Genomic DNA, 16,781 nt, shown 5'->3' with positions numbered 1-16,781 from the left:
CCGGCCATTTCCTTTTCGGAGGATGCGCTTTCAGGAAGCCGATTGCAGGCGTCGGACGCGGCCGAGCAGCAACTTGCTCAGCATCGCCCGGCCCGCCGACCCCATGCCCGGACCGAACACCGCCGCCGTCAGGAACACCAGCACCAGCAGCACCTTCTCGGCGGTGAAGGCCGGGTCGACCTCCGTGCCGAACAGGTACCAGCCGACCGCGTAGGCGAAGGCCGCCGGCACCAGGATCCAGCCGATGCGCACGGCGTTCAGCGGCACCTCGTCGCGGCAGATGCGGCGGCGCACCGTCTCGGTCAAAGCGATCTGGAAGACCTCGCGCCCGAGGTTGGCCAGCGCGGCGCCGAGCAGGCCCCACTGCCAGACCAGCGCCAAGGCAAGCGCCGACCCCACCGCGAGGCTGGCCGCGGAGATCCAGGGCAGCACGCCGACGCGCTTGGCCTTCAGGATCGCCACCTCCGGGTTCATCCGCACCCCGTGCAGCACATAGGCCAGCACCAGGAAGGGCATGCTGGTCAGCACCGGCGTGTAGTCGGCGGACGCGATCAGCCAGAGAATCTCCGGCGCGGTCAGCGCCAAACCCAACCCGGCCCCGGTCAGCAGGACGACGAACAGGTGGAAGACGAAGTCCGCCTGGGCGTGGTCCGCCGCGCCATGCTGCGCCTCCAGCCGGCTGACCGACCAGATCTGCAGGAAGGAGGCGGTCAGGAACATGAAGAGGATCTGCGACAGCCGCATCCCGAAGGCGAACAGCCCCACCGCCGCCGTGGACAGCAGGATGTTCAGAAGCCAGCGCGAGACGAAGTTGTTGGCGATGTCCAGCAGCGACTGCGGCGCGTAGGGCAGTCCCAGCGCCGCCACCCGCTTCAGGATCGGCAAGGAGAAGGAAAACCCCGTGTCCTTCAGGATCGCCACCACCAGCAGGAGGCCGAGCGCCAGGAAGGACGCGCCGTTCGCCAGGAAGATGCCCTCCACCCCGAGGCCGAGCGCCCACAGGAACAGCAGGTTGAAGGCGAGCAGGGCCACCACCTTCGCCAGCGACACCAGCAGGCACAGGCCCGACCGCTTGCACGCCCGGTAATAGGCCAGCGCCAGCTCGAACAGGGTGGTCAGGGCGACGCCGGCGAGCGCGATCGCCATCACCGCCGCATGGCCGGTGTCGCCGAACATCGCCCAGCTTCCCGCCATGCCCAGCGGCCAAGCCAGCCCGACCATCGCCACCGACGTGCCGACCACCGCCAGCAGGCAGGTGCTGGCGACGCGCCGCCGGTCGCTCTCCTCGGCATGTTCGAAATAGACGGCGGTGAAGGCGTTGTTCATGCCGATCATCAGCATGACCGCCAGCAGGTCGGCGACCACCACCACCAGCGCGTAGACGCCGAATTCGGAAGGGCTGAGAAGCCGTGTGTAGAGGGGCAGGAGCAGAAGCCCGGCAGCCCGGTTCACCACGTTGGCCAGCATGAACAGCCAACCGTGTTTCAAGATCGTCGCTGCTTCGGACGCCATCAGGAACTCCGCCTAGAACTCCGGTGGGGCGGCGCTGCCGCACCCGCGAACGCAATTCCGATGATTGGAACCGGACCGGGACGTTTCAATTTCGCGTTGGCACCGTCGGCGTCCTCTTCGGACTTATCCCGATGGCACCCCGTGCCCCACCCCGGCCCTCCCCCGCCATCGCAGGGGATGGGGCAAGACCCAGCAGACAATCCACCCAGCCTGCGAGGGCATTCCACCGCGATCAACGGGGCGTTGGAGACACCGTCTCATCCGGAAGCGCTCAGCGGCTTCTTATGGGATACGTCCGCGCCGCCGCCTCAGCGGGACAGGCAGACCAACTCGGGACGCACCACCGCCGCCCGGCCCCGCACCCCACCGTAGGAGACGCGGAACATCCCCCGAATACCCCCAATTTGCGGGGAGGAAAGGAGTAGTGGAGGAACGGCGGAGGCAGCGCCGCCACCGATCCGGATGACTCGGACGAAGTCACCCGCTTTCCTTAAGCTCTTCAATCTCATCCAAGGGAATCCACTCTGGATGTAAGGGGTATCGCCGCTGGCCGAGGAAGCCTCTTGTGATTTGTTGATTGACGGCAGCCTTTATCCTAATTCGTGGAGAACAGCGCAACTTCTTGATCTGTCTGCACAGAGGCAAGGCACGCGCTGATATTTGTGTGTCTTTCGGAACACAGAAAGACTCAAAGAAAAAGCTGATGAGAGACCGTCTTACGCTGCGGCGCGTTAGGTCAGGCGCGAGACGGATGACATTCCGTTTCACACATAAATGGGACCTGCGATGAGCAAACTCGACCCAGAAGCGGTCATCAATCTGGCCCCGGTGAAGAAGACGGCCATGCCGACGGTGGGACCCGGGCTGCTGTTGGCGCTGTCCGACGGCTTCATGCTCGCCCTGCTCGGCTGGACACTCATCCAGTTGTTCGGAAGCGACACCCTGTCCGCCGAGGCGGACCTGTCGCAGCGCGCCCTGGTCACCGGCCTGATGCTGGTGCCGCTGGTGAAATCGGTTTTCGGAATTTACTCGCTGGGCCGCTTCGACTATCTGGAGCGGACCCGCCGCACCTTCCAGGCGGCCCTGCTGTCGGTCGCCGTGCTGGCCGTGCCCTTCATCGTGATGGACGGCTTCCGCTCCTTCTTCGTCGAGGCGCTGTCGGTCGCCCTGATCGGCTTCGCGATCACCTACGCCGCCGACCTGCTGCTGGTGCACGGCCTGATGGCCAGCGCGCTCAACTGGCGCACCCCGGTGGTGATCGTCGGCGCCGGCCCGCAGGGGGCGGCCATCGCAGAGAAGCTGCAGCGCCTGCCCTGGCTGGGGATGCGCCCGGTCTGCTTCTTCGACGACGACGACACGCTGTGGCAGACCCGCGTCGCCAACCTGCCGGTGGTCGGCTCGACCGACCTGCTCGCCAAGTCTCCGGCCTACGCCCAGCAGGCCCAGGCCGCCATCGTCGCCGACATCGGGCGCCACAAGAAGGAGCTGACGGCGCTGGTCGAGCGGCTGCCCTTCAAGCAGGTCTACTGCCTGCTCGGCGAGGGCAACGTCAGCGCGGTGGACGCCACCTACCACAACCTGCACGGCTCGCTGGCCCTGCGCGTCTCGGTCCGTCCGCCGACCAGCTACCTGCGCATCCGCCGCGCGCTGGACATCCTGCTGTCGGGCATCCTGCTGGTGGCGGTGGCGCCGCTGATGCTGGGCATCGCCGCGGCGATCCGGCTGGACAGCCCCGGCCCGGTCATGTTCCGCCAGAAGCGCTGGGCTGGCGGCGACAAGACCTTCGACGTGCTGAAGTTCCGCTCGATGCACATCAACGCGGAGGAGCATCTCCAGCGCCTGCTGGAGAACGATCCGAAGATGCGCGAAGAGTACATGACCTACCACAAGCTGACCTACGACCCGCGCATCACCCCGGTCGGCCGTTTCCTGCGCAAGACCTCGCTCGACGAGCTGCCGCAGCTGGTGAACATCCTGATGGGCGACATGAGCCTGATCGGCCCGCGCGCCTACATGCCGAAGGAACTGCCGGAGGTCGGCGCCTCCGCGGAGGTCATCGGCTCCGTCCGTCCGGGCCTGACCGGCTACTGGCAGGTGTCGGGGCGCCACCGCACCACCTTCCAGGAACGCGTCGCCATGGACGTCTTCTACGTCCGCAACTGCGGCCTGCTGTTCGACTTCTACATCCTGTGCAAAACCGCGGTGATCGTCCTCAAAGGCGACGGGTCATGACCCTGCGGCGCTCCATCCGGGCCCCTCTTCCCACGCGGGAGAGGGGCTTTCCCTTTTCTGGACCCCTTTCCGGGACCGGCGGCACCGGCCCTCATATGCCCTGCGGGACCCGCAAGATCGGGGTGGATGGCCCGACCGGAGGTAGCCCCGACGGGGACGGCCTCCTTAGGCCTAATGCCTCCGCCCGGCTACAGGTCCGGGCATCGGGTTGGCATCTTCAGAAAACGATGCGGTGCGCCCGTCATGGGCGTTCACTGCCCATCACAGCCCTTTTCACCGGAACAGCGGCCCCATGAAAGTCCTCGAAGTTCTGGAAAAGAGCATCACCGTCTTCTGCATCGTCTCGTTCGGCGGGTCGGTGCTGCCGGCTCTGCTGACCGGAGGCGGCACGACGGACCCGGACGCGCCGGGCGCGGTGATCTACTTCATGGCCGTCTACGTCATGATCCTGGGCCTGATCGCGCTGCGGCCCAGCCTGGCCTTCCGCATCCCGACGGGAAGCCCGGCGGTGTCGCTGATCGTGGCGCTGGCCTTCCTGTCGGCCCTGTGGTCGATCTACCCGGATGTGACGCTGCGCCGCGCGGTGGCCTTCCTGTTCACCACCGCCTTCGCCGTCTATCTGGCCCTGCGCTACACGTTCCCGGAGATCGTCCGGATGCTGGCGACGGGCCTGTCGATCCTGATGGTGCTGTCCTACGTCTCGGTCTTCGCCATGCCGGCGGTCGGGCTCGACCACGAGCAGCATGTCGGCGCCTGGAAGGGCATCTTCTGGCAGAAGAACGTCACGGGCCGCATGATGGTCTGGCTGGTGCTCTGCCTGCTCTGGCTCGACTGGATGCGCGAGGGCAAGCGCTGGGTGGTCCGCCCGCTGCTGCTGATGGCCCTGCTGCTGATCGTGATGAGCCGGTCGGGCACCGGCCTGGTCACCTCGATCCTGGTCGCCGGCCTGCTGCTGGTCAGCGGCTTCGTGCGCGGCGGCATCCGCAGCTTCGCGCCGAGCATGGCCTTCATCCTGCTGGTCGCGGTGATCGGCATCACCAGCGGCACGACCTTCTGGCACGACATCCTCTACATGCTGGGCCGCGATCCGACGCTGACCGGGCGCACGGTGCTGTGGGAACACACGCTGATGTCCATCCAGGACCGCTTCCTGCTCGGCTGGGGCTACGGCGCCTACTGGTACGGAGCCTACGGTCCGGGCAGCACCTTCACCCAGGGCTGGGGCATCAACTCCGCCCACAACGGGTGGATGGAGGCGTGGCTCGATCTCGGCCTGCCCGGCGTGATCCTGACGGCGATGCTGATGGGCCGCCTGCTGATCCAGGGCTTCGCCGCCGTCCGCTACAGCGAGAACCGCTCCGAACCCGCCTGGATCTTCACCGTCGGCTGCGCGCTGATGCTGATCTCGGTGTCGGAGAGCGTGTTCCTGGAACGCCATTCCCTGAACTGGATCGTGCTGGTGATCGCGGCGACCCGCCTCGTGCAGCGCCGCCGCTGGGCGAAGATGCAGGCCCGGATGCAGGACCAGCATCAGGCGTCCCACGCCGCCTTCGCCAGTTCCTCCCCTTACGGAACCTCCTATGGCGGGCCGCCGGCCGCCGGATGGAGCGGTCCGGTCCGGCCCGGCTGACGGAAGGAGGCCCCCTCATGTTCCGCCCCGAAATTCCGTCGCGACAGAAGGTAATGTCATGACGCCCCCGCAAGAGATGGGCCCGCAAGAATTGGCCCCGCAAGAGATGGTCACCGTCGTCATTCCAACCCGCAACCGGCCGGACATGGTCGCGCGGGCCGTGGAGAGCGCGCTGGCCCAGACCTACGCTCCGCTCGAGGTCGTCGTCGTCATCGACGGGCCCGACCCCGCCACCGAGGAGCGCCTGAGGGCGTTCGGTGATCCCCGGCTGACCGTGATCGCGCTGGAACAGAACCGTGGCGCCGCCGGCGCCCGCAATCTGGGCGTGGAGCGCGCGAAGGGTGCCTGGATCGCCTTCCTCGACGACGACGACGAATGGATGCCGGGCAAGATCGCCCTGCAGATGGCCGCCCGCCCGCCCGGCGTGCGCTACCCGATCATGAGTTGCCGCTGCAAGGTGGTGACGGCCCGCGGCGACTTTGAATGGCCGCGGCGCCTGTGCACCCCGCGGGACCGGATCGGCGACTACCTGTTCGTCCGGCACGGTCTGTTCAAGGGCGAGACCTTCGCCCCCACCACCACCCTGCTGGCCCCGAAGGCGCTGCTCCAGCGCCAGCCGATCCCGAAGTCGGCCTTCGACGACTGGGAGTGGCTGATCGCCTGCGGGCAGATCGAAAGCTGCGCCCTGGTGACGGTGCCGGAGGTGCTGGCGATCCACTACACGGAATCGGACCGCATCACCCTGTCGACCTGCCACAACATCGACATGGCCCTGAACTGGGCGGAGTCGGTGCGGCCCAAGCTGTCGCCGCGCGCCTACGCCAGCCTGCTGCTCCAGGCCACCGGCGGGGAGCAGGCGGCGCGCACCCCGGCGGTGCGCAAGCGCATTTTGAAATCGGCGCTGCGGGACGGTGCGCCGACGCCGATGGCGCTGACCACCTTCCTGATGCATTCGCTGATGCCGGTCGGGCTGCGGCGCCGGCTGCGTCAGGCCATCTTCTCGGCTCCCGGCGCGGCGTGAGGTCAGAATGGGTTTGATCGACAGGGGTTTCCGACGCAAGAAGGCGGCCCGCGCCTGCATTGTCTTCGCCACCCCCGGCGCCCTGGACGGCGGCGGGGGGATCGGGCGGATGACGGGCTACATCGTCGACGCCTTCCAGAACAGCCCCTCCGCCCCGAAAACCGTGGTGCTCGACACCCGCGGCACCGGCAGCGCCCTGCTGTCGCCGGTCTATCTGGCCGGTACCCTGGCGCGGCTGGTCGCCATGATGCTGCGGCACCGCCCGTTGGTTGTGCACATCAACGTGTCGGAGAACGCCAGTGTCTGGCGCAAGGCGGTGGTCCAGCTCTTCGCCGGGCTGTTCTCCTGTCCCACGGTGGTGCATCTGCACGGCGCGTCCTTCATGGAGTATTTCGACAAGGGGCCGGTGTCCCGCGCGATCAGCCGCTGGCTGTTCGATCGCTGCGGCATCGCGCTGGTGCTGGGCGAGAGCTGGCGGAACTTCCTGGTGCAGTCGGTCGGGACGGACCCGCACAAGGTCCGCGTGCTCTACAACGCCGTGCCGGACATCGGCGCCCACCTGCCCGTCCGCGCGGCCCCGCCGCCGGGGGCGATCGTGTCGCTCCTCGTGCTCGCCAACCTGTCGGAGCGCAAGGGCATCGGCACGCTGCTGCGCTCCTGCCGGCTGATGAAGGACCAGGGTTTCCGCTTCCGCGTGACCATCGGCGGCGGCGGTGACGTCGAGGGCTACCGCCGCATGGCGGCGGAGTTGGGCGTGGACGGCGAATGCCGGTTCGAGGGCTGGATCTCCCGCGAGCAGGCGCACGCCCACCTGCGCGATCACGACATGCTGCTTCTGCCCTCGACCCACGAGGGGTTGCCCATGGTGATCCTGGAGGCGCTGTCCACCGGCATGCCGGTCGTCACCACCCCGGTCGGCTCGATCCCGGAGGTTCTGACCGACGGGGAGACCGCGCGCATCGTCCCGGTCAACGACCCGGAGGCGCTGGCCCAGGCGGTCCGCGACCTGGCCACCCGGCCGGCGCTCTACGCGCGCCTGTCGGCGGAGGGGCGGCGACTGTTCCTGGAGAAATTCGTGATCGAGTCCTATGGCCGCAGCCTTCAGGACATCTATGCGGAGCTGAACCGTCCCGACGCCGTTCGGCGCCCCTCTCTGGGGGCGCTGCCCGACGCCGCGGCGGCAAAGCCATCGCTGACCCGCGCGGGCCGTCAATAGAAACCCATTTTTCCGCGGGGTCCCCATTCCTTCCTCCCTGAAGCTTCGCGAGGGGAGCGCGACAGTCAGGAGCGGATATGATTTACATCGTTTCACCCGGCGGCACGCTCGAAAAGGGCGGCATGGGGCGAATCGTCGACAATTTCACGGCGGACCTGAAGGAACACCGGCCCGACGTGAAGTTCGAGGTGATCGACAGCTACGGGCCGGACGCGAAATTCCATCTGATGCCCTTCTACTTCGCCGCCGCGATGCTGCGCCTGTTCGGCTGCTTCGTGACCGGCAAGGCCCAGCTCGTGCACATCCACATGGCCGAATACGGCAGCGTGCTGCGCAAGGGGCTGATCGTCGCCATGGCCTCGCTGTTCCGCGTGCCGGTCGTCCTGCATCTGCACGGGGGCCGCTTTCCGAAGCATTACGAGGACGCGAAGCCGCTGTCCCGCTGGGCCATCCGCCACATGATGGAGATGACCAGCGAGGTGGTGGTGCTCGGCGAGTACTGGCGCAACTGGGTGGTCACCACCTTCCCGGCCGTGCGCCGCGTGACCCTGCTGCACAACGCCGTGCCGGGGCCGGAGACGATCCCGGAGCGTGCGGAGGACGGGCCGGTGCGCCTGCTGTTCCTCGGCCGCCTGATCAAGCTGAAGGGCATCGACGTCCTGCTGGACGCCCTGGCGTCGGAGGCCTGCCGCAGCCGCTCCTGGCAGTTGACCATCGCCGGCGACGGCGACCTGGAGACCTACCGCGCGCAGGCCAAGGCGCTGGGGCTTGAGGGGCGCGTGCGCTTCACCGGCTGGCTCGACCAGACCGGCTGCCGCAAGGAGCTGGTGCAGGCCCATGTGCTGGTCCAGCCCTCCATGTTCGAGGGGCTGCCGATGTCGGTGCTGGAGGCCATGGCCAACGGCCTGACCATCGTCGCCACCCCGGTCGGCAGCGTGGGCGACGCCATCGCCGACGAGGAGACCGGCCTGCTGGTGCCGCCGGGCGACCGGACGGCCCTGGCCGAGGCGCTGGCCCGCGTGATCGACGACGCGGAACTGCGCCGCCGGCTGGGCCAGGGCGCCCGCCGCCGCTTCGAACGCCAGTTCGACATCGCCGTCTACCGGGAGCGCATCGTCGAGATCTACCGACGCAACGCCCGCGGCTGGATGTCCGAGCCGGCGCCCACGGCGTCCATCGGGCCGCGCCGGGCGCGCTCCGGCTGACATCCTCGCCGATCCGGGTCCGGTTCCGAACCGGGCCCGTCCTGCCTTTCAACCGGTCCGCAACCGCCTTGCCAGCCGTGAACAAAGGACCGGACACACAGCAGAGGTCCAATCCCCATGAAGCAAGCCATCGCGGCCGGAATCGTGCGCTGGACGGGAGTCGGTGCCCTGTTCCGAAACCTGTTCGCGCGCCGGAACGTGACCATCGTCGTGTATCACGACCCGGACCCGGAGGTGATGCGCGCGCACCTCGCCTGGTACGCCGAACGCTACAGCTTCACCACGCTGGACGCGGTGGCCGACGCGCTGGAGAGCGGGCGGTGGGGCGACCTGCCGCCCTATCCTCTTGTCGTCACCTTCGACGACGGCCACCGCAACAACGCCCGCCTGGAATCCCTGTTCAAGGAATTCGGGGTGCGCCCGACCATCTACCTGTGCAGCCGCGTGGTCGGCACCGCTCGCCCCTATTGGTGGAAGACCGGGGCCGCCGGGCGAATCGGGGTCGAGACGCTGAAGCGCCTCTCCGATCCCGAACGCCGCCGCCGGCTGGCCGAAGCCGGCGACGACCCCGATCTGGACGGCCCCGACCGCCAGTCGCTGACCTGGGACGAGGTCCGGCATCTGGCCTCCGTCACCGACTACGGCGCCCACACCCGCACCCATCCGATCCTCCTGCAATGCGACGACCAGCGCTGCGCCGAGGAGATCGCGTTGTGCAAAACCGAGCTGGAGGAGGCCACCGGCCAGCCCTGCCGCCACTTCGCCTTCCCCAACGGCGATTTCAGCGACCGCGAGGTGACGATCATCCGGCAGGCCGGCTACCGCACCGCGCGCACCATCGATCCCGGCTGGAACGGCCCGAAGGCGGACCCGTTGCGGCTGCGCGCCGTCCCCATTTCCGACGACGCCTCGGTGGACTGGCTGTCGGTGCAGGTGACCGGCATTCCGGCCTGGCTGCGCAAGCGCAAGAACGGCGGCGTCGCGCCGGCCCCCGCCCCGACGCACGGCGATCCGCTGCCGGCGGCCTGATCCCGGCCTTATGACAATCGCCTCCGATGTCCCCTCTACCCTCTGGGGAGAGGGTCAGAGTGAGGGGGGTGCGCTTGTGCCGGACGTACCGCCACGCGCAACCCCCTCACCCGGCCCTTCGGGCCACCCTCTCCCCGGAGGGGCGAGGGAAGGCACGCCCCCTCGGCAACCATGACGAGAGCGGTAGGCCCGCCTACGCCGCAAGTCAGAGAGGGCTCTCCAAGAGTACGAGAAGGTATTCCCTGCTCAATTGCAATGACCCTGAGTGGTTAGCCACTGTCTTCACCGTCCGATCGTCCTTTGCACTCTCGAAAACACCGCATTTGAATGCAATAAAGAATGACGTACTCGGCGGCGTTGCCGAAGCCTCTCTGCAAAGAACGGGAAATCCCTTTCCCGATCCCACGCAACGAGGCGGTAACACCGAAAGGAACGGAACGGCCCCCTTTGGAGTAACTCCCAACGAGGTCGACCACCGTCCCGAACTGCCGGCCAAGGATCGACGATCAAACCCACAGGAGTTGCCAGCGACATGCGGACCGCCATCACCACCGAGACGACGACCCTGAGCGCCCCCGCCACCCAGGAGATCCGCGCCTTCATCGTGGAGAACTTCCTGCTCGGCAGCGACTCCGGCTTCGACAACGCCGAATCCCTGCTGGAGACCGGCATCATCGACTCCACCGGCATCATGCATGTCGTGGCCTTCCTCGAGGAACACTTCGGCATCATCGTCGAGGACGAGGACATGGTGGCCGACAACCTCGAGTCGGTCAGCCGCATCGCCGCCTATGTCGAGCGCAAGCGGACCCTGAAGGACGCGGCCTGATCCATCCGCCAGGACGGAACGGACCATCGGGACAGACACCGAAGCCAGGCAAGGGAACAGCGTCATGGCGCACCTGCTTCATCAGTTCCTCAGCGAAACCGCCGCAAGGCGGCCTCACCACACCGCGCTGGTCGCGGGTGAGAACGCCGTCACCTTCGCCGACCTGGACCGCCAGAGCGACGCCGTCGCCTGCGCGCTCCAGTCCGCCGGGGTGGTGCGCGGCGACCGTGTGGCGGTCATGCTGGAGAACTCGATCGAGTACGTCGCGGGCCTGTTCGGCGCGCTGAAGGCCGGGGCCGTCTATGTCCCCGTCAACCCGTCCACCAAGGCGGACAAGCTGGCCTACATCCTGACCGACGCCGGCGTGCGGGCGCTCATCGCGCCCTCCGCGCTCGCCCGGCAGGTTGTGCCGGCGGCTGGCGAGGCGCCCCACCTCGCCACCACGCTGTGGGTCGGGCCCGCCGTGCCGGCCGGGGCCGGCGGGCTCTCCTTCACAGATATCGTGGCCGCCCACCCGGACCCCCAGTCCGGAGGCACCAAGCCGCAAAGCCGGGGCCTGATCGATCAGGATCTGGCCGCCATCCTCTACACCTCGGGAACCACCGGGCGGCCCAAGGGCGTGATGCTCAGCCACGCCGCGCTGGTGAACACCACCTGGTCGATCTCCACCTATCTGGAGAACACGCCCGACGACGTCGTGATGTGCGTCCTGCCGCTGACCTTCGGGTACGGCCTGTCGCAGATCCTGACCGGGGCGCGCGTCGGCTTCACGGTGGTGCTGGAACGCTCCTTCGCCTTCCCGGCGGAGACGCTGGCGCGCATGGTGAAGCACCGCATCACCGGCCTGCCCGGCGTACCGACCTTCTTCTCCACCCTCTTGGGGATGGAGGCGCTGAAGACCGCCGACCTGTCCTCCCTGCGCTATCTGACCAACGCGGCGGCCCCCCTGCCGACCGCCCACATCGACCGCCTGCGCGAGCGCTTCCCGGATGCCGCCTTCTACTCGATGTACGGCATGACGGAATGCTGCACCCGCATCTGCTACCTCGACCCGCGCGATCTCGGCACCAAGACCGCCTCGGTGGGCCGGGCCATCCCCAACTGCGAAGCCTATGTGGTGGACGAGTTGGGCAACCGCGCCGCCCCCGGCGAGGTCGGCGAACTGGTGGTCCGCGGCGCCAACCTGATGCGCGGCTACTGGAATCGCCCGGAGGAAACCGCCAAGCGCCTGCGCAGCGGGCCGCAGGGCGAGACTCTGCTCTACACCGGCGACCTTTTCACCATGGACGCCGACGGCTGCCTCTACTTCGTCAGCCGCAAGGACGACGTGTTCAAGTGCCGTGGCGAGAAGGTCAGCCCCAAGGAGGTCGAGAACGCCCTCTACGAGCTGGAAGCCGTGGTCGAGGCCGCCGTCCTCGGCGTGCCGGACACCGCCGACGGCATGGCGGTGAAGGCCTATCTGGTCGTCCGCCCCGGCGCCACCCTGACCGAGATGGCAATCCGCCAGCACTGCCGGGGCCGTCTGGAAAGCCATCTGGTGCCCAAATTCATCGAGATCCGTGACGAATTGCCGAAGACCGAGTCCGGCAAGATCAAGCGCGCGATGCTCGCCGAAACCGCCTGACCATCTTTTCCGCCTGATCCTTTTCCGCTGGCCTTCAACACACAGGAGAGCGTGCGATGTGTGGTGTCGCCGGAGTTCTCGCCGGGCCGCGTGCCGAGCCCGCCGGACTCGACGAACTGAAGCGCATGATCGCCATGATCGGGCACCGCGGCCCGGACGGCTACGGCTTCTACCGCGACGGGCGGATCGGGCTCGCCCACGCGCGCCTCAGCATCGTCGGTCTGGCCGGCGGCTTCCAGCCGATCCACAACGAGGAGCGGACTCTGTGGATCACCTTCAACGGCGAGATCTTCAACCACGTCGAGCTGCGGCGTGACCTGGAGGCGCGCGGGCATCGTTTCTACACCCGCACCGACACCGAGGTGATCGTCCACGCCTTCGAGGAGTACGGCCCCGCCGCCTGGGCCAAGCTGAACGGCCAGTTCGCCATCGGCCTGTGGGACGCGGTGAAGCGCGAGCTGTGGCTGGTCCGCGACCGGCTGGGCATCCTGCCGCTGTTCTACGCCCGCAGCGGCGACCATCTCGCCTTCGCGTCGGAGGCCAAGGCCCTGTTCGGCGGCGGCCGCATCGAACCGCGCTTCGACGCCGCCCGCCTCGCCCAGGTCTTCACCCACTGGAGCGTCGCCCCCCAGGGCAGCGTCTTCGCCGGGGTTCAGAGCGTGCCGCCGGCCACCGCCATCCGCATCGACGCCGACCTGCGCCTGCACGAGGCCCGCTATTGGGAGCCGGACATGGCCGGCGACCCCGCCCTGTCCCGCATCACGCTGGACGAGGCAGCGGACCGGCTGGAGGAGAAGCTGCTCGACGCCATCCGCCTGCGGCTGCGCGCCGACGTGCCGGTGGGCGTCTACATCAGCGGCGGGCTGGACAGCTCGGTGATCGCGGCGCTGGCCCGCAAGCTCGACACCACGCAGATGCACAGCTTCGGCGTGCGCTTCGCCGACAACGCCTTCGACGAGACGCCGCAGCAGCGGCTGGTCGCCGGCCATGTCGGGACGGAGCATCACGACATCCTCTGCACGGCGGAGGACATCCAGGCCGCTCTGCCCGACGTGATCTGGCACGGCGAATCGCCGCTGGTCCGCACCGCCCCGGCGCCGCTCTTCCTGCTCTCCCGCCTCGTCCGCGACAGCGGCATCCGCGTCGTGCTGTCCGGCGAGGGCGCCGACGAGTGGCTGGCCGGCTACGACATCTTCAAGGAGGACAAGGTCCGCCGCTTCTGGGCGCGGCAGCCGCAATCGACGGCACGCCCGAAGCTGCTCAGCCGCATCCATCCCTACGCCGCCACCAGCGGCCAGAAGGACAGCCCGCTCTGGCAGGCCTTCTGGAAGCGCGGCATGACGGAGACTGACGATCCCTTCTACGCCCATCGCATCCGCTGGCAGAACACCGCCTGGACCCAGCGCCTGCTGGCCCCGGACGTGCGCTCCGCCGCCAACGCGCAGGCCTTCGACAACGTCGTGTCCGCCCATCTGCCCGCCGGCTGGTCGCGCTGGAGCCCGCTTGCCCGCACCCAATGGACGGAGATCGCCGCCTTCATGTCGCCCTACCTGCTGACCAGCCAAGGCGATCGGGTGGCGATGGCCAACAGCATCGAGGTCCGCTATCCCTTCCTCGATCCGGAGGTGGACGACCTCTGCGCCGCCCTGCCCGACCGGGTCAAGATGCTGGGGCTGCGCGACAAGCTGGCGCTGCGCCGCGTCGCCTCGCGCCTGCTGCCGGCGGAAATCTTTCACCGCCCGAAGCGCCCCTACCGCGCCCCGATGACCACCGCCCTCTTCGGCGCCCAGGCCCCGGCCTATGTCCAGGACCTGCTGTCCGAGGAGTCGCTGAACCGCTACGGGCTGGTGGACGCCGCCGGCGTCGCCGCTCTCGCCGCCAAGGCCCACCGCACGGACGGCCGCATGGCCGGCGAGCGCGAGGAAATGGCCCTGGTCGGCGTTCTCACCCTCCAGATGCTCGCCCGCAACGTGCTGGACGAGCTGCCGGGCCGGGCCTCGTCGCTCCGCGCCCGCTTGGACGCCGCGCCCATCCACATTCTCGAAGAGCATTTGGACAGCGCCGCCGCCTGATCCGGCGGATCGGCGAGGTCCCTAAGGCACAGTCCTTTCGACAGTCCCATCCACAGTTGATGCAACAACGCCAACCGGGAAAACCGACACCATGCTGAACGCCCTGCATCCCTTCGACGCCAACGCCCTCTCGCTCGACTGCGCGGCGGCTGCCCGGGAGATCGAACAGTTCATCCAGCGCACCGTCGCCCATGACCTGAAGCGCCAGGGCATCGTGCTCGGCGTGTCCGGCGGCATCGACAGCTCGGTCTGCGCGGCGCTGGCCGTGCGCGCGCTCGGGCCGGAGCGCGTCCTAGCCATCCTGATGCCGGAGAAGGAATCCTCGCCGGACAGCACCCGCCGCGGCCGGTTGCTCTGCGAGAGCCTGGGCATCGAGCCGATCATGGAGAACCTTACCGCTCCGCTAACCGCGCTCGGCTGCTACGACCGCCGCGACAGCGCCATCCGCCGCCTCTTCCCGGAATACGGGCCGGGCTGGAAGCAGAAGATCGGTCTGGCCGCCGGCCTGCTCGACGCCGACCGCGTCAACTACTTCACCATGACGGTGGAGTCGCCGGAGGGTGACCGCCAGACCAGCCGCATGCCGGTGGACGTCTATCTGTCGGTGGTCGCCGCCACCAACCTGAAGCAGCGCGTCCGCAAGACCATGGAATACACCCACGCCGACCGGCTGAACTACGCGGTCCTCGGCACCCCGAACCGGCTGGAATATGAGCTGGGCTTCTTCGTGCGCGGCGGCGACGGTCTGGCCGACCTGAAGCCGATCGCCCACCTGTTCAAGACCCAGGTCTACCAGATGGCCGCCTATCTCGGCCTGCCCGACGACATCCAGAGCCAGTCGCCGAGCACCGACACCTACACCCTGCCGCAGTCGCAGGAGGAGTTCTACTACGCCATCCCCTACGACAAGCTGGACCTGGCGCTCTGCGCCTACGGTCGCGGCGTGCCGGAGGACGAGGCGGCCCGCGCCCTCAACCTGTCGGTCGATCAGGTCCGCCGCGTCTACAAGGACATCGTCCTGAAGCGCCGCACGTCGGGCCGCATCCTGCGCAACGCCGCGCTGGTGCAGCCGGTCGAGGTGGATGGGAGCGACGCATGACCGCAATGCCCTGGCTTCAGCGGGGTGTGGAACGGTTCATGTCCGAGGATCGCGTCGCGCTGGAGTCCTTCCAGCGCGACCACTTCGGCGCGGACTCCCCGCTGCTGGACGACACCCACTTCAATTGGCTGTTCGAGGAGCCGCCGACCCCCGATCCGGAGGGGATGCAGCTCTGGGTCTGCAAGCGGAACGGGGGGATCGTCGGCCAGCAGGCGGGCATTCCCTTCGCACTGAAGGTGGGGCAGCGGGTGCGCCGCGCCTCCTGGGCGATCGACCTGATGGTCGCCCCGGAATGGCGGCTGCGCGGCGTCGGGCCGGGCCTGTCGGAGACCCACGCCGCCGCCAGCGAGGTGAGCGTCTCCCTGTCGATGACCGACGCCGCCTACAAATCCTACAAGCGGGCGGGCTGGCTGGATTTGGGGAACATCCCGACCTACCTGCGCGTGATCGACCCGCCGCGCTGCCTGCGCGTCAGCCCTTACGGCGGCGGACTGGCCCGCCTGGTGGCGCGGCTGGGCAAGCCGGCGATGAGCGCCGCCTCGCTGGTGGGCCACGCGGCCGCCCGGACCTTCGGCGCCCGGCTGGTCGAGGTCGACCGCTTCGACGAGCGGATGGACGGCCTGTGGGAGGCCGCGGCTCCGCAGCATCTCTGCGCGGCCCGGCGCGACCACGCCTATCTCCAGTGGCGCTTCGACAAGATCCCGAACGCGGCGCGGCACCGTCGCTTCCTTGTCATGCGCCGCGACACGGTGGTGGCCTATGTGGTTCTGCGCGTGGACCGCTGGCGCGGCGAGAGCGTCGGGGTGGTGTGCGATTACCTGGCCCGTCCGGGCTGGCTGATGCCCGCCTTCGCCCTGCTGGTTGAGCGCGCCCGGCGGGAGCGAATGGCTGCCCTGGTCTGCCGCACGCTGAACGCCCAGGCGGCCCGGCCTTTGTCGATGTTGGGTTTTCTCTGCCTGAAGAACGGTCTGCGCCAGCCGACCCGGATGATGGCCCGTCCCGCGGTCGACCGTCCGGAACTGACCCCGCTGATCGGCGACCCGAAGAACTGGTTCGTCACCGCCGCCGACAGCGACATGGGTTTCAAGGATCTCGGCGAATAAGCGGTTTTGCCCAAAACGACAAGGGCACCCGCATCACTGCGGGCGCCCTTGTCGTTTTGGGTCGTGCACAAAGTCGAGAATGTGAGGATGCACTGTCATGGCGCATGAGCGGTTTGCCGCTGCACGCGACGTTCATGAAGGATCAAGCCGATCGAGCGATTAGTAAGGCTCAGCTTCAGGCGTTGCCGCCCGTCCACATGCCTCCTATC

At 68.2% G+C, this 16,781-nt stretch carries 12 protein-coding genes; 11 read left to right on the top strand and 1 reads right to left on the bottom strand.

Annotation, left to right across the window (positions count from 1 at the left end):
- Positions 1 to 30: 30 nt before the first annotated feature.
- Positions 31 to 1,512, bottom strand: a complete 1,482-nt coding sequence (locus H0B54_RS18075; protein WP_188261484.1) for a lipopolysaccharide biosynthesis protein — start codon at positions 1,510 to 1,512, stop codon at positions 31 to 33.
- A 786-nt stretch (positions 1,513 to 2,298) separates the two neighbouring features.
- On the opposite strand from H0B54_RS18075, the gene H0B54_RS18070 reads away from it, so the two are divergent.
- The 11 genes from H0B54_RS18070 to H0B54_RS18020 all read left to right on the top strand — a co-directional run bounded on the left by H0B54_RS18070 (position 2,299) and on the right by H0B54_RS18020 (position 16,572).
- Positions 2,299 to 3,744, top strand: a complete 1,446-nt coding sequence (locus H0B54_RS18070; RefSeq protein WP_094306881.1) for an exopolysaccharide biosynthesis polyprenyl glycosylphosphotransferase — start codon at positions 2,299 to 2,301, stop codon at positions 3,742 to 3,744.
- Between the two features lie 292 nt (positions 3,745 to 4,036).
- Complete coding sequence (locus H0B54_RS18065) at positions 4,037 to 5,374, top strand: O-antigen ligase family protein (protein WP_188261483.1); 1,338 nt, start codon at positions 4,037 to 4,039, stop codon at positions 5,372 to 5,374.
- Positions 5,375 to 5,432: 58 nt separating this feature from the next.
- The gene (locus H0B54_RS18060; protein ID WP_246472600.1) at positions 5,433 to 6,395 is read left to right on the top strand and encodes a glycosyltransferase family 2 protein; all 963 of its coding nucleotides are present in this window, start codon (positions 5,433 to 5,435) and stop codon (positions 6,393 to 6,395) included.
- A 7-nt stretch (positions 6,396 to 6,402) separates the two neighbouring features.
- A complete protein-coding gene (locus H0B54_RS18055) occupies positions 6,403 to 7,611 on the top strand; it encodes a glycosyltransferase family 4 protein (protein ID WP_188261482.1) in 1,209 nt (402 codons plus the stop codon).
- A gap of 77 nt (positions 7,612 to 7,688) precedes the next feature.
- Complete coding sequence (locus H0B54_RS18050; RefSeq protein WP_094306877.1) at positions 7,689 to 8,816, top strand: glycosyltransferase family 4 protein; 1,128 nt, start codon at positions 7,689 to 7,691, stop codon at positions 8,814 to 8,816.
- Positions 8,817 to 8,933: 117 nt separating this feature from the next.
- Positions 8,934 to 9,845, top strand: a complete 912-nt coding sequence (locus H0B54_RS18045) for a polysaccharide deacetylase family protein (protein ID WP_188261481.1) — start codon at positions 8,934 to 8,936, stop codon at positions 9,843 to 9,845.
- A gap of 532 nt (positions 9,846 to 10,377) precedes the next feature.
- The gene (locus tag H0B54_RS18040; protein WP_014198153.1) at positions 10,378 to 10,674 is read left to right on the top strand and encodes an acyl carrier protein; all 297 of its coding nucleotides are present in this window, start codon (positions 10,378 to 10,380) and stop codon (positions 10,672 to 10,674) included.
- A 64-nt stretch (positions 10,675 to 10,738) separates the two neighbouring features.
- A complete protein-coding gene (locus tag H0B54_RS18035) occupies positions 10,739 to 12,298 on the top strand; it encodes a class I adenylate-forming enzyme family protein (protein WP_188261480.1) in 1,560 nt (519 codons plus the stop codon).
- A 56-nt stretch (positions 12,299 to 12,354) separates the two neighbouring features.
- A complete protein-coding gene (gene asnB, locus H0B54_RS18030) occupies positions 12,355 to 14,370 on the top strand; it encodes an asparagine synthase (glutamine-hydrolyzing) (RefSeq protein WP_188261479.1) in 2,016 nt (671 codons plus the stop codon).
- A gap of 91 nt (positions 14,371 to 14,461) precedes the next feature.
- On the top strand, positions 14,462 to 15,469 hold the full coding sequence (nadE, locus tag H0B54_RS18025) for an NAD(+) synthase (protein ID WP_137104705.1): 1,008 nt from the start codon (positions 14,462 to 14,464) through the stop codon (positions 15,467 to 15,469).
- A 38-nt stretch (positions 15,470 to 15,507) separates the two neighbouring features.
- Positions 15,508 to 16,572 carry a GNAT family N-acetyltransferase gene (locus H0B54_RS18020; RefSeq protein ID WP_246472599.1) on the top strand — a complete coding sequence of 355 codons (1,065 nt, stop codon included), beginning with the start codon at positions 15,508 to 15,510 and terminating at the stop codon, positions 16,570 to 16,572.
- Positions 16,573 to 16,781: the final 209 nt, after the last annotated feature.

This window comes from Azospirillum tabaci (assembly GCF_014596085.1).
Classification (GTDB): domain Bacteria; phylum Pseudomonadota; class Alphaproteobacteria; order Azospirillales; family Azospirillaceae; genus Azospirillum; species Azospirillum tabaci.
Note: the sequence above shows the minus strand (reverse complement) of the source record. Positions and strands in the feature narration are given on the sequence as shown.

Excerpts from the sequence above, each read along its gene's own strand:
- H0B54_RS18055 (WP_188261482.1), top strand. The coding sequence starts at position 6,403 with ATGGGTTTGATCGACAGGGGTTTCCGACGCAAGAAGGCGGCCCGCGCC.
- H0B54_RS18045 (WP_188261481.1), top strand. The coding sequence starts at position 8,934 with ATGAAGCAAGCCATCGCGGCCGGAATCGTGCGCTGGACGGGAGTCGGT.
- H0B54_RS18060 (WP_246472600.1), top strand. The coding sequence starts at position 5,433 with ATGACGCCCCCGCAAGAGATGGGCCCGCAAGAATTGGCCCCGCAAGAG.
- nadE (WP_137104705.1), top strand. The coding sequence starts at position 14,462 with ATGCTGAACGCCCTGCATCCCTTCGACGCCAACGCCCTCTCGCTCGAC.
- H0B54_RS18070 (WP_094306881.1), top strand. The coding sequence starts at position 2,299 with ATGAGCAAACTCGACCCAGAAGCGGTCATCAATCTGGCCCCGGTGAAG.
- H0B54_RS18035 (WP_188261480.1), top strand. The coding sequence starts at position 10,739 with ATGGCGCACCTGCTTCATCAGTTCCTCAGCGAAACCGCCGCAAGGCGG.
- H0B54_RS18075 (WP_188261484.1), bottom strand. The coding sequence starts at position 1,512 with ATGGCGTCCGAAGCAGCGACGATCTTGAAACACGGTTGGCTGTTCATG.
- H0B54_RS18040 (WP_014198153.1), top strand. The coding sequence starts at position 10,378 with ATGCGGACCGCCATCACCACCGAGACGACGACCCTGAGCGCCCCCGCC.
- H0B54_RS18020 (WP_246472599.1), top strand. The coding sequence starts at position 15,508 with ATGTCCGAGGATCGCGTCGCGCTGGAGTCCTTCCAGCGCGACCACTTC.
- H0B54_RS18065 (WP_188261483.1), top strand. The coding sequence starts at position 4,037 with ATGAAAGTCCTCGAAGTTCTGGAAAAGAGCATCACCGTCTTCTGCATC.
- asnB (WP_188261479.1), top strand. The coding sequence starts at position 12,355 with ATGTGTGGTGTCGCCGGAGTTCTCGCCGGGCCGCGTGCCGAGCCCGCC.
- H0B54_RS18050 (WP_094306877.1), top strand. The coding sequence starts at position 7,689 with ATGATTTACATCGTTTCACCCGGCGGCACGCTCGAAAAGGGCGGCATG.